This window comes from Nocardia brasiliensis ATCC 700358 (genome assembly GCF_000250675.2).
GTDB classification, from domain to species: Bacteria; Actinomycetota; Actinomycetes; order Mycobacteriales; family Mycobacteriaceae; genus Nocardia; species Nocardia brasiliensis_B.
The window spans coordinates 180,996-196,400 of the sequence record NC_018681.1 but is presented as its reverse complement, the minus strand read 5'-3'; the positions used below and the strand labels follow the sequence as shown (position 1 = coordinate 196,400).

The 15,405-nt window shown below is 68.9% G+C and carries 10 protein-coding genes; 8 read left to right on the top strand and 2 right to left on the bottom strand.

The genetic code is table 11. The annotated features are described in order from the left end of the window. Window positions 1-2 precede the first annotated feature (2 nt). The 7 genes from O3I_RS00805 (at window position 3) to O3I_RS45300 (ending at window position 10,765) form a co-directional block, all read left to right on the top strand. Window positions 3-1,490: an FAD-binding oxidoreductase gene (locus O3I_RS00805; RefSeq protein WP_014980988.1), complete on the top strand. Its 1,488-nt coding sequence runs from the start codon at window positions 3-5 to the stop codon at window positions 1,488-1,490. Then, the gene (locus O3I_RS00800; protein ID WP_014980987.1) at window positions 1,487-2,248 is read left to right on the top strand and encodes a decaprenylphospho-beta-D-erythro-pentofuranosid-2-ulose 2-reductase; all 762 of its coding nucleotides are present in this window, start codon (window positions 1,487-1,489) and stop codon (window positions 2,246-2,248) included. Before O3I_RS00805 ends, O3I_RS00800 begins: the two co-directional genes overlap by 4 nt. Window positions 2,249-2,555: 307 nt before the next feature. After that, window positions 2,556-4,493: a galactan 5-O-arabinofuranosyltransferase gene (locus O3I_RS00795; protein WP_424769595.1), complete on the top strand. Its 1,938-nt coding sequence runs from the start codon at window positions 2,556-2,558 to the stop codon at window positions 4,491-4,493. Between the two features lie 126 nt (window positions 4,494-4,619). Then, window positions 4,620-6,488, top strand: coding sequence for a hypothetical protein (locus O3I_RS00790; RefSeq protein ID WP_014980985.1), 1,869 nt, complete (start codon window positions 4,620-4,622; stop codon window positions 6,486-6,488). A 40-nt stretch (window positions 6,489-6,528) separates the two neighbouring features. Beyond that, window positions 6,529-9,924: an arabinosyltransferase domain-containing protein gene (locus O3I_RS00785; protein ID WP_014980984.1), complete on the top strand. Its 3,396-nt coding sequence runs from the start codon at window positions 6,529-6,531 to the stop codon at window positions 9,922-9,924. 136 nt (window positions 9,925-10,060) lie between these two features. Further along, on the top strand, window positions 10,061-10,222 hold the full coding sequence (locus tag O3I_RS45305) for a hypothetical protein (RefSeq protein ID WP_014980983.1): 162 nt from the start codon (window positions 10,061-10,063) through the stop codon (window positions 10,220-10,222). 393 nt (window positions 10,223-10,615) lie between these two features. Beyond that, window positions 10,616-10,765: a hypothetical protein gene (locus tag O3I_RS45300; protein ID WP_167829092.1), complete on the top strand. Its 150-nt coding sequence runs from the start codon at window positions 10,616-10,618 to the stop codon at window positions 10,763-10,765. On the opposite strand, the gene O3I_RS00780 is transcribed toward O3I_RS45300, so the two are convergent. After that, a complete protein-coding gene (locus tag O3I_RS00780) occupies window positions 10,743-11,330 on the bottom strand; it encodes a Uma2 family endonuclease (protein ID WP_014980982.1) in 588 nt (195 codons plus the stop codon). The two genes, O3I_RS45300 and O3I_RS00780, sit on opposite strands and share 23 nt — an antisense overlap. Before the next feature lie 90 nt (window positions 11,331-11,420). Then, window positions 11,421-14,768 carry an arabinosyltransferase domain-containing protein gene (locus O3I_RS00775; RefSeq protein ID WP_014980981.1) on the bottom strand — a complete coding sequence of 1,116 codons (3,348 nt, stop codon included), beginning with the start codon at window positions 14,766-14,768 and terminating at the stop codon, window positions 11,421-11,423. 137 nt (window positions 14,769-14,905) lie between these two features. Here O3I_RS00775 and O3I_RS00770 point away from each other — a divergent pair, with 137 nt between their 5' ends. Beyond that, entirely contained in the window at window positions 14,906-15,403 is a 498-nt protein-coding gene (locus tag O3I_RS00770) for a peptidylprolyl isomerase (protein ID WP_014980980.1), read from the top strand. The last annotated feature ends 2 nt before the right edge of the window (window positions 15,404-15,405 follow it).

The following is a 15,405-nucleotide window of genomic DNA, read 5'->3' as shown; positions in this document are numbered from 1 at the left end:
CTATGCCGATGTCCACGAAAGCTCCGACCGCCACCACGACGACCGGGAACGAGAACGGCGCCACCGTCACAAACGGGGACGCCGACGCCGGGAGCGCGTTCGCCTTGCCGACGCAAACCCGCACGTTGACCGGGTGGGGTCGCACCGCACCAACCTCATCCGAAGTGCTCTCGACCGGCGATCCGGAACTGATCGCCAAGGCCGTCGCCATGGTCGCCGAGGACAACGACAGCAAGCCACCACACCTGCGCCGCGGTGTCATCGCGCGCGGGCTCGGCCGCTCCTACGGCGACCACGCGCAGAACGCGGGTGGGCTGGTGGTCGACATGACGGCGCTGAACAACATCCACCGGATCGACCGCGACACGCGGATCGTCGACGTGGACGGCGGGGTCAGCCTGGACCAGCTCATGAAGGCGGCGCTGCCGTTCGGGCTGTGGGTTCCGGTGCTGCCCGGCACCCGTCAGGTGACGATCGGCGGCGCCATCGCCTCCGATATCCACGGCAAGAACCATCACAGCGAAGGCAGCTTCGGCAACCACGTGCGCTCGATCGAGCTGCTCACCGCCGACGGGCAGGTGCAGCACCTCACGCCGAAGCGCAACGCCAAGCTGTTCTGGGCGACGGTCGGCGGCAACGGCCTCACCGGCATCATCCTGCGCGCGACCATCGAGATGACGCCGACCGAATCGGCGTACTTCCTCAACGACGGCGTGAAGACCACGACGCTGGACGAGACCATCGCGGCGCACAGCGACGGCAGCGAAGCCCACTACACGTACTCGAGCGCCTGGTTCGACGTGATCAGCCCGCTGCCGAAGCTGGGCCGCGCCACCATCACCCGCGGCAGGCTGGCCAAGGTCGACGAGCTACCCAAGCGCCTGCGCAGTAAGCCGCTGAAATTCGATGCGCCGCAACTGATGACGGTGCCGGACATCTTCCCGAACTGGACGATGAACAAGCTGACGCTGCGCTCCATCGGCGAGGCGTACTACGCGATGGGCGGCAACTACACCGGCAAGGTGCAGAACCTGACGCAGTTCTATCACCCGCTCGACATGATCGCGGAGTGGAACCGTGGCTACGGCTCCAACGGATTCCTGCAGTACCAGTTCGTGGTGCCGACCGAGGCGGTCGAGGAGTTCAAGCGGATCATCATCGACATCCAGGCCTCGGGTCACTACTCGGCGCTCAACGTGTTCAAGCTGTTCGGCGCGGGCAACCCGGCGCCGCTGAGCTTCCCGATGCCCGGCTGGAACATCTGCGTCGACTTCCCGATCAAACCCGGGCTGAACGAGCTGGTCAGCGAGCTGGACCGGCGGGTGCTGGAGTTCGGCGGGCGGCTGTACACGGCGAAGGATTCGCGCACCAGCGCGGAAACCTTCCACCAGATGTACCCGCGGATCGACGAGTGGATCAAGATCCGCCGAAGTGTCGATCCCACAGGCGTTTTCATGTCCGATATGGCGAGAAGGCTGGAGCTTCAGTGATCAATGCCGTGGGAAACCCGCAGGCCATTCTGCTGCTCGGCGGGACCTCCGAGATCGGCCTGGCGATCTGCGCGGAATACCTGAAGAAGGGGCCCGCACGGATCATCCTGGCCGCCCTGCCGAATGATCCGCTGCGCGAAGATGCCGTCGCGCAGATGAAAGCGGCGGGTGCCAGCAGTGTCGAGCTGATCGATTTCGACGCGCTCGACACCGATGGCCACCCGAAGGTGATCGACGCGGCCTGGGACGGCGGCGATGTCGATATCGCGATCGTCGCGTTCGCGCTCGACGGTGACCCGGAAGAGCTGTGGCAGAACCAGCGCAAAGCCGTGCAGGTCGCCGGAATCAACTACACCGCATCGGTTTCGGTCGGCGTGCTGGTCGGCGAGAAGATGAAGGCGCAGGGCTTCGGGCGGATCATCGCGATGTCCTCGGTCGCCGGTGAGCGGGTCCGTCGCACGAATTTCGTCTACGGGTCCACCAAGGCCGGCCTGGACGGTTTCTACCTGGGGCTCGGCGAGGCGCTGCGCCCGCACGGGCCGCGCGTGCTGGTGATCCGGCCGGGCATGGTGCGCACCAAGTTCTCCGCGCACGTCAAAGAAGCGCCGCTCACCGTGGACAAGGAAGTCATCGCCGAGCTGGCGGTTTCGGCCGCGCAGAAGGGCCGGGAACTCATCTGGGCACCGGGCACCTGGCGCTACGTCATGATGATCCTGCGCCACATCCCGCGCCCGATCTTCCGCAAGCTCCCCATCTGACGCACGCTGCCGCGCCGGTCCGCGCCGCTGTGCCGGGGCTAACCGGCGGCGGGCGGGCCTGCGCGAAATCAGGCGGCACCGGCATGGGTCGCCCCATCCGGCACCGGACCTGGCAGCATGTTCGCGGATCGTCCGAACGCCGCGGTGCGGGCGTCGTGACGCCGACGTGAAAGCCGAGCCCGAACGAAGCCGGAGATGCCATGCGAGTGTTCGACTGTGACGACTGCGGAGCGCCGCGGTGACCACCGCGACCGCACCGAGCGGTGCATCGACGGAGCACGGCGAGCGGGCGCCGGGTAAAGCGCCGCTGCTGGCCCGCCACCTCGGCTCCGGGGTGGGCGAGGCACTGCTGGCGGCGGTGGTCGCCACGGTGGTGACCGGCGTTGGGCTGCTGGCGTTCTCGCGGGTGCAGTGGCCCGCGTTCAACTCCTCCAACGTCACTCGGGCGCTGACCACGGTCGGACAGGTCGTCGCGGCGGTCCTGCTGATCGCGGCGATCGCGCTGCTGCGCCGCCAGCGCTGGCCCTGGGCGGCGAAAGTGCTGTCCTGGGTGGGTGTTTCGACCTTCGTCACGTTCACGCTGGGGATGCCGCTGGCGGCGACCAAGCTGTATCTGTTCGGCGTCTCGGTGGACCAGGAGTTCCGCACCGAGTATCTGACCCGGCTCACCGACACCGCGGCGCTGCGCGATATGACCTATGCCGACCTGCCGCCGTTCTATCCGGCGGGCTGGTTCTGGATCGGCGGCCGGGTCGCCAACGTGCTCGGCCTGACCGGGTGGGAAGCTTTCAAGCCGTACGCGATCGGTTCGCTCGCGGTCGCCGCGGTGATCTCACTTGTGCTGTGGTCCAAGCTGATTCGTGCGGACTGGGCGGTCGCGGTGACCGCGGCCGTGACCGCGCTCGCCGTCGCGTACGCCGCGCCCGAGGCCTACAGCGCGGTGATCGTGATCCTGCTGCCGCCCGCACTCGTGCTCGCCTGGGGTGCGCTGCACCGGCCCCTCGACGCGGGCAAGACCCTCGGCGGCTGGGGCGCGGTGCTCGGCACCGGACTGTTCCTCGGCTGGTCCGCCACGTTCTACACGCTGTACGCGGCGTTCGCGGCCTTCGCCGTCGCGCTGATGGGTCTCATCGCGGCCGGGCTCGCGGTGCGCGAACAGCGGGCCGCCACTCATCCCCGCCGCGCGCGCGGCGCCGCCGAGACCCGCCCGCCATGGCGGGCGGCGGTCCCGCCGCTGGTCCGGCTGGCGGTGATCGCGGTGCTCGCCGCGCTGGTCGCGCTGATCGTGTGGCTGCCGTACCTGCTGAAGACGCTGAGCGGCAAGGTCGCCACCTCCGGTTCCGCCTTCCACTACCTGCCCGAATCCGGGGCCGAACTGCCGTTGCCGATGGCCGAGTTCTCCCTGCGCGGCGCGCTCTGCCTGATCGGGCTGCTCTGGCTGGTGGTGCGGGCCGCCTCGTCGCGGCGGGCACAGGCGCTGGGCATCGGGGTGCTGGCCGTGTACCTGTGGACCCTGCTGTCCATGGCGGCGACCGCGGCGGGGACCACGCTGCTCTCGTTCCGGCTGGAATCGGTGCTGCTCGCGCTGCTCGCGGCGGCCGGCGCATTCGGTTTCGTGGAGGGTGCGCGGGCGATCTATCAGGCGTTGAACGAGCCGCGGCAGTTCCGGATCGCCGTGGTCGCGGTCGCGGTGGTCGGCGCGCTCGCGTTCACCCAGCACATCCCGCACATCCTCGCGCCCGAGATCACCACCGCCTACACCGACACCGACGGCAACGGGGAACGCGCCGACCAGCGCGCCCCGTCGGCGGTCGCGCACTACCGCGCGATCGACGCGGCGCTGCTCGCGCAGACCGGCCGGCCGCGCTCGGACACGGTGCTGCTCACCGCCGACACCAGCTTCCTGTCCTTCTACCCGTACTACGGCTTCCAGGCGCTCACCTCGCACTACGCGAACATGCTCGCCGATTTCCCCGGCCGGGCGGCAGCCATCGAGAGCTGGAGCAAGCTGAAGACGTCCGCAGCGCTGCTCGATGCATTGGCGGCCTGCCCGTGGCGGGCCCCGGACGCCTTCCTGTTCCGGCGCAGTGGCGACACCTACACGCTGCGCCTGGCCAAAGACGTCTATCCGAACGATCCCAACGTGCAGCGCTACTCGGTGGCCTTCCCCAAGGACCTCTTCGCCGATCCGCGCTTCACGAGCACCGATATCGGCCCGTTCACCCTGGTCACACTGCGCAAATAGGATTCGAGCACGCCTGGGCCGGGCGGGTCCGGTTCATCACATCCCTACCCGACTGCCAGGCAGAACACAGGGTTGCCGGGTAGGGTCGGCGGCTGAGTTTCAGCTAGGCCGAGGAGAAGTTTGCAGGTGGTACGGGCACGACAGGCCGATCCGGTGGTCACGAACGGGTCGGCGGTAGGGATCGCGGAACGGGAAGCCACCGCGATCGGAGTGCCCACCGCGGAGCCCTCGGCTCCGGCGCGCCGCCGAAGACTCCCCCGGATCCGGGTGCACCGGGCCGACCTGCTCGTCACGATCGGGTACCTGGCGCTGGCCGCCACGGTGCTGTCCGGTCAGTGGCGCAACACCGAGAGCGGGTACCTGATCAAGAGCGGTCAGGACCAGACGATGTGGGAATGGTTCTTCGCGGTCACCGCGCACTCGGTGGCGCACCTGGAGAATCCGCTCGGCACCGATCTGCAGAACTTCCCCGCCGGGGTGAACATGATGGCCAACACGGCCATGTTCGGGGTCGGCGTGCCGTTCACCCCGATCACCCTGTTGTTCGGGCCCACGGTGACCTTCGTCCTGGTGCTCACGCTCGGCCTCGCCAGCACCGCCGCGGCGTGGTACTGGCTGTTCTCCCGGGAACTGGTCGAATCCCGGGTCGCGGCCGCGATCGGCGGGCTGTTCTGCGGTTTCGCGCCGGCGATGATCTCCCATGCCAACGCGCACCCGAATTTCGTTGTGCTGCTCCTGCTTCCGATCATGGCCGGACTGTTGATCCGGATGGCGCGGCGGGCGGGTGTGCGCGACACCGACGCGCGGCGCTGGCGCGTCCGCGATGCCGTCTGGCTGGGATTCCTTGTCGCACTGCAGATCGCGCTCGGCGAAGAACCGCTGTTGATCTTCGCGCTGGCATTCGGCCTGTTCTCGGTCGTCTACCTGCTGCACACCCCCCGGCACGGGCTGCGCGTGCTGCGCGGACTCACCCCCGCGCTGCTGCTGGCGGCGGTGATCGCGCTCATGCTCACCGAAATCCCGCTGTGGTGGCAGTTTTTCGGACCGCAGAGCTACCGCTCCATCGATCACGGCCCGATGGGCAACGATCTGAAGGCGATCGTGCAGTTCCCGTCCGAATCCCTCGGCGGCCTCTTCGCGCCCGGACAGAACGTCGCGATCAACGAGACCGAGCAGAACGCCTACTTCGGCTGGCCGCTGCTGCTGGTGCTGACCGCCACCCTCGCGCTGCTCTGGCGCGAACGGGTGGTGCGCGCGGCGGGCGTGGTGATCGCGGTGTTCGGCGTGCTCTCCCTCGGCGCCGTCGCCATGTTCGGCAAGCAGGACACCGGCATCGAATTGCCTTGGCGCTGGGCCGAACACGTGCCGCTGCTGAGCACGGTGCTGGAGACCCGGCTCACCATGGCGGCGATCCCCGCCATCGCGGCGGTGCTGGCCCTGGCCACCCAGCGGGCGATCGACCGGTGGCGCGAGTCGCCGGGCGACTGGCGGCCACTGGCCTGGTGCGGCGCGCTGCTGTGCGCGCTGGTTCCGTTGACCCCGACCATCCTGCCGGTGGTCCAACGGCCCGCCACACCCGCGTTCTTCGCGGACGGGACGGTGCGCGACTACGTCCACGGCGGGTCGGTGGTCATGGTGCCGCCGCCGCGGCCGCTGGACGCGGGCGCGCTGCGCTGGCAGGCCGACGCGGGCTTCGACTTCCCGCTCGCCGGAGGGTATTTCGTCGGCCCGACCGGCACCCAGAAGAAGGGGATCTACGGTCCCGAGATGCGTCCGACCACCGCACTGCTCGTGCAGGCGCAGGACACCGGCACGGTCCCGCCGATCACCGAGGAAACTCGCGCCGCCGCCCAGGACGATCTGAGGTTCTGGCAGGCCGACGTTCTGGTGCTGCCCGCCACGAAGAACGGCGACACGCTGCGCACCACCGTGACCCAACTGCTCGGCTTCGCCCCGGCCCGCGTCGACGACGTGTGGCTCTGGAAGCTGAGGTGATCATCGGCAGCGGCCGGTCGAGTAGCTAGCATCAACGACCGTGCGAGCGGACCGAGCAACTCGAGCGTTCACCCGTCCCGGCGACAGCGACGGGGCCGACGGTGGTCGGCGCCGGGATCGGGCCGCTCGATATCGCCTGATCGCCGTCGTCGCCGGACTCCTCGGGTTCGTGCTGGCGCTGCTCACCCCGATACTGCCGGTGAAACAGGACCGGGCAACGCTGGACTGGCCACAGGCCGGGACGAGCAGCGTCGAGGCGCCGCTGGTGTCCTACGTGCCGCTGCGGATGCACGCGACGCTGCCGTGCGCGCTGGTGCGGGCCGTGGGACCGGCGGGCACCGTGGTGTCCACCGCGCCCGTCGCGTCGGGTCAGGCGGCGACCAAGGGCCTGGTCGTCTCGGTCGCCGACGGCGTGCTGTCGGTGATCCTGCGCGACGTGCCGCTACTGTCCGCGCCGGTCGAGGAGATCACCGCGGGCACCGGCTGCACGGCGCTGACCATCGACTCGACCGCCGCCGCGACGAGCACCGAGATCACCGGCGTGACCCGGCAGGACGGAACGCCGTTCCGCAACACCGTGACTCGCGACATCCGGCCCCAGATCGCCGGTGTCTTCACCGATCTTGCCGCCGACCGGCTCGATGGCGCCGAGGTGCACGCCGATATCGATTCGCGCTTCTCCTCCTCCCCTACCGCGCTGAAACTGGCCGCGATCGTCGTCGCCGCGCTGAGCACCGTCGTCGCGCTGCTCGCGCTGCATCTGCTCGACACCAGCGACGGGCGCCGGGCCCGGCGCTTCCTGCCCGCCCGCTGGTGGCGGTTCGGCGCGACCGACGCGGTGGTGCTCGGCACGCTCGGCCTGTGGCACTTCATCGGCGCCAACACCTCCGACGACGGCTACATCCTGAACATGGCGCGGGCCTCCGGGCACGCCGGTTTCATGGCGAACTACTACCGCTGGTTCGGCGTGCCCGAGGCGCCGTTCGGCTGGTCCTACGAGGTGCTCGCGTGGATGACCCGGGTCTCCGACGCCAGCCCGTGGATGCGCTTGCCCGCACTGCTCGCGGGCATCACCTGCTGGCTGGTGATCAGCCGGGAAGTGCTGCCGCGCTTGGGCGCTCGGGTACGGCGCAACAAGGTCGCGTTGTGGACCGCGGGCCTGGTGTTCCTCGCCTTCTGGCTGCCCTACGACAACGGCCTGCGGCCGGAACCGCTGATCGCCGCCGGCGCGCTGCTCACCTGGTGCTCGATCGAACGCGCCATCGCCACCGGGCGACTGCTGCCCGCCGCCATCGCCGTGCTGATCGCGGGCTTCTCGCTGGCGGCCGGCCCGACCGGGCTCATCTGCATCGCGGCGCTGATCGCCGGATCACGACCGGTGTTGCAGATCATCATCAAACGCGCCCGCGGTGTGGTCCCCGCGCCGGGCGGCGGTGTGGCCGAAAGCCCCACGGCCGCCGCCGATACCGGCACCCCCCAGCTCGCTCGCCGAAACTCGCTGCCCGCCTCGATCTTCCGTTATCTGGCACTGCTCGCGCCGGGCCTGTCCGCCGGAACCCTGGTGCTGGTGGTGGTTTTCGCGGACCAGACGCTGTCCACCGTGATGGAGGCGACCCGGGTACGCACGCTCGTCGGGCCGAATGTGGCCTGGTTCGACGAACGCACGCGGTGGGATTCACTGCTGATGCTCTCGCCGGACGGCTCGCTGGCCCGGCGCTTCGGCGTGCTCGTCATGCTGCTGTGCCTGCTCGTCTGCGTGCTGCAGGTGCTGCGCAAGGGCCGCATCCCCGGCACCTCGCGCGGGCCGTCGGTGCGGATTCTCGGCATCGTGTTCGCCTCGCTGTTCCTGATGATGTTCACCCCGACCAAGTGGACGCACCACTTCGGCGTGTACGCCGGGCTGGCCGGCTCGCTCGCCGCGCTCGCGGCCGTCGCGGTCGGCACCGAAGGGATTCGCTCGCCGCGCAACCGGGCCCTGTTCGCCGCCGCGGTGCTGTTCCTGCTCGCGATCACGTTCACCGGATCTAACGGCTGGTGGTACGTGTCCAGCTACGGTGTGCCGTGGTGGGACAAGGCGCCGCTGGTGGCGGGCAAGGGGTTCTCCACGCTGTTCCTCGGGTTGAGCGGCGTCGCGCTGCTCGTCGCGGTGTGGGCGCACTATCGGGAGCCGTACCGCCGGGATCGGTTGGCGCCCAGGCGCTTCGACCGGTTCGCCAGCGCGCCGTTGACCATCGCCGCCGCGGTGCTGGTGCTGTTCGAGGTCGCGTCGCTGGCCAAGGCGGCGGTCGCGCAGTACCCGGCCTACTCGATCGCCAAGTCGAATCTCGAATCCCTGGCCGGTGATTCGTGCGCCCTCGCGAACGAGGTGCTGGTCGAGACGGATACGAAGAACTCGCTGCTGCTGCCGCTCACCGGCGCTCCCGCCGACGGTTTGGCCGCCGAGACAAAGGGATTCACGCCGAACGGGGTCGCGAGCGACCTCACCGCCGACGCCGAGGAGACCGTGTCCGGCGGCGCCAACTCGGTGAACAGCGACGCCAAGAACAAGACGACCAAGACCACCGGCGCGGGTACCGGCGGCGGCACCACCGCCCAGACCGGTATCAACGGCAGCACGGTCGCGCTGCCGTTCGGGCTCGACCCGGCCACGACCCCGGTCCTGGGCAGCTACCAGGAGAACGAGCAGCAGCAGGCCTCGCTCACCTCGCAGTGGTACGGCTTGGACCTGACCGACAGCATGCGCCACGACCCCGCCTACCAGGTGCTCGCGATCACCGCGGCGGGCCGGATCCGGCACATCGACGCCGACGGCGTGCTCACCTACGGACAGGAGCTGCACCTCGAATACGGCGTGCGCGAGGCGGGCGGCGCGGTGCGCAAGCTCGGCTCGATCGACCCGCTCGACATCGGGCCCGCACCGTCCTGGCGCAACCTGCGGGTGCCGCTGGACCAGCTGCCGGTCGAGGCGAACGCGGTGCGCTTGGTCGCGGTGGACAACGACATCACGCCCAAGCAGTGGCTCGCGGTGACCCCGCCGCGGTTGCCCAAGCTGGCCGCGCTGAATTCCGTTGTCGGCAGCAAGGATCCGGTGCTGCTGGACTGGCACGTGGGGCTCGCGTTCCCGTGCCAGCGTCCGTTCGACCACCACGACGGGGTCGCCGAGGTGCCGCGCTGGCGCATCCTGCCCGACCGGGTCGGCTCCGATGCCTCCAACGCCTGGCAGGACGATATCGGCGGCGGACCGCTCGGCTGGACGGGGCTGCTGCTGGAATCCGAGACCGTCCCCAGCTACCTCGAACACGACTGGTCGCGTGACTGGGGTTCGCTGGAGAAGTTCACCCCGTATGACCCGAATGCCCGTCCCGCCGTTATCGGCGGCACGGTCGAAACGCGCAGCGGATTCGCCAAGGACGATCCGATTCGCGCACGCGGATGAATGGTCGCCGCCGCGCACCCGAACCGACCGGTTGGGTGTTGCGGCGGCGAAAAAATATCGTAAACAGACCGGTTGGACGGCAAATTCACGGTGCGATCACAGGACGAGTTCAGCGAAAAACCGTAATCTGTGCAGTATGACGTCGGCTTTCGATCAGATGGATCTGCGCGATCTCGTCGGTCTCCTCACCGAGGACGAACAACGCGAACTGCGCCCCGCGGTCCTGCGCGTACTCAACCGCCTCCCCTCCCAAGAAGTGCTCCGCCGCGAACTCGGCCTGCGTATGACCAAGGTCTGAGCAACCCCCCGGCTAGCCCGATCCGCGCCCTACACCCCCGGCCCGCGTCAGCCCCGCCCGAACGTACCCGGCCCGGATCGCAACCCCAACGAAACCTCTTGCCCACCACCGCTGCCCAAGCCCAGCGGCAATCGTCGGCAACTCCGAACCGCGCGCCCCGCATCACCCGCCCCGAACCTGATGCGGGCGCACCACTTTCACCCCGCGCACCACGCACCCCCAACGTCGAGTGCCCCGCGGTAGCCACACGCCCGGCCCATTGAGCCACAAGTCCCAAAGAAGCCATCAACGCCATTACCTCCCGTGGCGACCACACCGGCACGACCTTCGTAGACCCCGGGTCGGTAGGCCGATCGACCCCGAAGTCCAATTGCCGAGGGATAGGTTGCACGCATGACGGCGTCTTTCGATGACCTGGATCTGCCCGCGCTCGTCTGCCTCCTGACCGAGGACGAGCAGCGCGATCTGCGCCCCCTCGTGCTGCGATTCATCGCATGCCGTGAGCCGTCGGCCGAGCGGACTACCCCGAAGACAGTTCGCTGAAGGCGATGTCGACGGCAATGGGGGAATCGATGGTCAGGCGGCGGGTGTGCAGGCAGACGAGGTGATATCGCCCTTCGGAAAGGCGGTACTCCTCGATCAGTTCGATGCCGTCACCGGCTTCGGTGAGAAACACGATGAGGTAAACCGGGATGCCCGCCGCGGCGTAAGCCGCCTTCTTCTCTACGGTGTCGGTGTGGAAAGAGCTGTCCGGCGAGACGATCTCGACGGCCAGCACAGCGTCACCCGAGTACAGCCGCGCATCGTCGGCGAGGCAGCGGTACACGACGACGTCAGATCTGCGCAGACTCAACGGGACATCGCTGATTCGCACATCGACGTCGGTCTCGACCATCAGGCACGGCTCCGGCTTACGGCCCGCCTCCATCCGCTCTGCCGTGCGGCGCGCCACTCGGTTGTGCAGGCGTGATGGACTCTCGCACTTGACGATGTGGCCGTCGACCACCTCGATGGTGCGGCAAAAATCTTCGGGGAGCAGTTCATAATCCCGAGCAGTGATCTGCTCCGGTATCCACCGGTACCAGTCGGTCGGAGCGCCGCTCGTCATGCGCCGAGCCTACCCGGAGGGACCGAGCTGGGCCCGGTACGCCCGCAGGCCCGCTGAGCTGGTGCTCGGCGGGCCTGCGGGGTGGTGGGGCTAGAAGACTCGGAGGTTTCCGGGGGTCCAGAAGCCTGAGCGGGTGGCGGTGCCGGTGTCGAGTTTCGCGGGGGTGGCGCTGCGGTCGTACTGGTCGTAGCGCTCCAGGGAACCCCAGTCGCGGGCGTAGTTGTCCTTCAGGTAGGTCGGGACGGTCACCGACTTCGCCAGCATCTGGGAGAAGCCGAGGATGCCGCCGAACTCTTCGGCCTGCCAGGTGTTGGTGGAGCTGATGGCGAGGGGGCGGTCCGGCAGGATGCGGTACCCGGGGACCTCGGCCACGCCGTTCTTGTGGTTGAACGGACGCTGGCAGGGGAACTGGAGACCGACCGCCCAGTCCTCGAGCACGGGCTGCTCGGAACCGATGAAGGTGTTGAGCGACTGCAACTTCGGCATCCGCGGCGGGGTGAACGCCAGCCACTGGTCACCGATCAGGATCGGATCGTTGGCGACGATGCGGACCGCGTCGGCCTCCGGCGCGATCTCGGCGAGCGGGACGCGCAGGTTACGCCAGGACGGGAACGGGCCGATATCGCGCGGCAGGTAGGTGCCGAGCTTCTCGACGCTGCCGTCGGGCAGCTTCCTGCCGTAGTCGACGGTCAGCGACTGCCCGTAGCGGGTGTCCCCGGTGTCGTCGACGGACAGGATGCGCCCCGCCGCGCTGATCACCACGAGGGGGCTGTCCGCCGACCGCGGCGAGAGCCCGTACCAGCTCGAGGTGAGATGCGCGGGCTGCTGCACGCCGTTCTGGTAGCTGCCGAGGATCGGCGTGGTCGCCGGGTCCAGCCCGAACGGCAGCGCCACGGTACTGCCGTTGACGCCACGCGCGCCCTGGCCGCCGCCGGTGCCCGCGCTCTGCCCCTCGGCGAACGCGGCGCCGACCGACTGGGTCGAGGTATTGCCGGTGCCCGGCTTCACCTCGACACTGTCGGCGGACAGATCGTTGGGCACGCCGTTCGGATCGAACCCGACCGGGTCGACGCCGGCCAGCGGATCGCTCGCATCGGCGAGCGCCGGATCGGGGAGCGGCTGCAACCGGCCGCCGTTCGGATCCGCTTCCACCAGAACGTCATTGGCGAGGCCGCAACTGTTGCCGCCGAGCGCGTCGAGGTTCGAACGCGCCAGCGAGTACGCGGGGTACTGCGAGACCGCGCCCTTGACCAGCGAGAGCACCTCGAGCGCGACCATCAGCGCGGCGACGACGGTGAGCGGGATCGCGGCGAACTTGCGAATCCGTTTGCCGCGCGCCGACCGTGGCGAGGCCTCCGGCTTCGCGTAACCCTCGCGCAGCGAGTGCCAGGCGACCAACGCGAGCGCCAGCCCGAACAGGCCGAGCATCAAGGTGTTCGACTGGTAGCCGTGCAGCGAGATGCGCTTGTCGAACCACGGCACACCGAAGCTGGACACGTACCAGTAGCCGTTGATGCCGGAGAACGCCAGCGCGAGCACGAACAACAGCCCGGCCAGGAAGATCGCCCGGTTCTTGCGCGCCCGCAGGGCCGAGGCCGACACCGCGACCGCGGTCACCGCGGCCAGCGAACCGGCGATGCCCGCGTACGCGCCGAAGTGGTGCGTCCACTTGGTCGGGTTGAACATCATGAAGAAGATGGTGCCGAACACGACGCCCATCAACCGCCAGGTCGGCGCGCTCGCGATACCGGGCACCCGCCTGCGCCGCAACAGCACCAGCATGGTGGTGAACAGGCACAGCAGCATCACCAGGAACGCGAAGCGGCGCGACAGCGAACCGTCGACGGTCTCCACGAACAGGTAGTAGTAGCGCAGGTAGTCCTCGTACCAGGCGAGGTTGGGCCCGGTGACCTGACGCACCCGGTTCGCCTCCTGGATGCCCGCGAACGTCTGATCGCTGTACACCACAATGAGCACGAGCACCCCGGCCGCCGCGATGGGGGCCAGCAACGGCAGTGTGGCCCACCACTTTCCGCCCTGCTCGGCGAACTGGCGCCGCTTGCGCACCACGATCCAGATCAGCGGGCGGATACCGGCGAGCAACGCCGCCACACACATCAGGCCGGTCGGTGCGGCCGCGAGGGTGAACGCGGCGACCAGGACCGCGACCCCGGCGGGCAGCAGCCTGCCGGTCGCGATGGCTCGCTCGATCGACACCCAGGTGAGCAGCGCGCCGAGCGCGACGATCGGCTCGGACCGCAGGCCGTTGTCGAACGGCAGCCAGAACGCCAGGAACACCAGGCCGCCGGTCCACAACGCCACCTTGCTGTTGCGCACGCCGCGCCCGAGGCGGGGCACCACCTCGCGGCTGATCACCAGCCAGCAGAGGATGGCGCAGAGCAGTGCGGGCACCCGCACCCAGGCGCTGGCGGTGGAGAACTCCGCGAAGAGCTGGATCACGTAGTAGTACCAGCCGAACGGCGCCTCCGGGACGCCGTACCAGCGGAAGTAGTTGGCCATGTAGCCGGCGTGCGGGGCGACCCGCACCATGCTCAGGATGTAGCCGTCGTCGGAGGTGTTGGCACCGACGAAATGCCACACCAGCAGCGTGCCGACGACCGCACCGTCGGCCCAGGTGGGCTTCAGCCAGTTCGACGGCAGGAAGCGGCGGTGCCCGCGCCCGTCACTGCCGTCGAGCCGGGCCAGCGCCGCGAGCGCGACCAGCGTGCACAGCACCGCCGCGATCATCGCGATCAGCTTGATCAGGGTCGGGCTGGTGGAGAACCGGGTGTCCACCGTCATCGTGAAGCCGAGACCGGCGGGCGCGGCGCCCTTGAGGTCGGAGAAGACGCCGACCACCTGCGGCCGCAGGTCGCCGTTGAGCGAACCCTCGACCGGCACCTGCACCTGCTCCTCGGCCCCGCCCGCGACCGGCTTGGTGACCGTGGTGGTCAGTCCCTCGAACACCGCGCGCGTGCGATCGTGATCGGAGGTGAGCACCAGCGACGAGCACTGTTCCATATCCGCCCGCGGCGCCGACACCACCACCGCATTGCGATCGATCACGTCGACCGAGGTCTCCGACACCCGGATGAACAGGGCCTCCAGCGCGGCCCGGTCACCCTGCGGTGGCGCGGTGGCCAGCAGCATGCCGCCGCGTTCGGGCAGCTGCGCGACCGTGCTGCACGGAATCGTGGCCTTCAGGTCGATCGGGACCTGAGACATCAAGGGGGCCTGCACGTTGCCGAGCGTCGAGGTCTGCGGCCAGTTCAACACCGCCGTGGTCTGCGTGACCGGCAGGAAAGGGGTCGCAATGGCGAACAGCGCGCCGAGCAGACCGGCGATCAGCGCGATTATTCGCGCGGTCCGGAAATCGGCCGGAGAGGCCGCCGGAGCGGCGGGCGGTTTCGTCAGAACAGCGGTAGCGGCGTCGGGCACGATTGGCAATGCTAGCTGTGTTCAATATGCCGCGCCCGCAGCACGCCATTGTTCGTAAATGCGCGCCGTGATGGTCAAGGGGGCCTATACACACGACCGGCAAAAGGCGCGCGGGAGCGGGCTGGCAAGGTGGGGGTATGACCAAGGTGAATCTTCAGACCAACTTCGGCCCGATCGTCCTGGAACTCGACGACGAGAAGGCGCCGACCACGGTGCAGAACTTCGTGAGCTATGTGAAGGCCGGCCATTACGACGGCACCGTCTTCCACCGCGTCATCCCGGGCTTCATGATCCAGGGTGGCGGCTTCGAGCCGGGCATGCGGCAGAAGCCGACGCAGGCGCCCATTCAGAACGAGGCGAACAACGGACTGAAGAACAACAAGTACACCGTGGCAATGGCGCGGACCAACGATCCGCACTCGGCCACCGCGCAGTTCTTCATCAACGCGAGCGACAACGACTTCCTCAACCACAAGGCGCCGAACCCGCAGGGCTGGGGCTACACCGTGTTCGGCGCGGTGGTCGAGGGCCAGGACGTGGTCGACAAGATCGAGGGCGTGGCCACCGGCAACAACGCCGGGCACCAGGACGTGCCGAAGGACGACGTCGTGATCGAGTCCGCCAGCATCGCCTGAAA

Excerpts from the sequence above, each read along its gene's own strand:
- O3I_RS00805 (WP_014980988.1), top strand. The coding sequence starts at position 3 with ATGCCGATGTCCACGAAAGCTCCGACCGCCACCACGACGACCGGGAAC.
- O3I_RS45305 (WP_014980983.1), top strand. The coding sequence starts at position 10,061 with ATGACGTCGGCTTTCGATCAGATGGATCTGCGCGATCTCGTCGGTCTC.
- O3I_RS45300 (WP_167829092.1), top strand. The coding sequence starts at position 10,616 with ATGACGGCGTCTTTCGATGACCTGGATCTGCCCGCGCTCGTCTGCCTC.
- O3I_RS00780 (WP_014980982.1), bottom strand. The coding sequence starts at position 11,330 with ATGACGAGCGGCGCTCCGACCGACTGGTACCGGTGGATACCGGAGCAG.
- O3I_RS00770 (WP_014980980.1), top strand. The coding sequence starts at position 14,906 with ATGACCAAGGTGAATCTTCAGACCAACTTCGGCCCGATCGTCCTGGAA.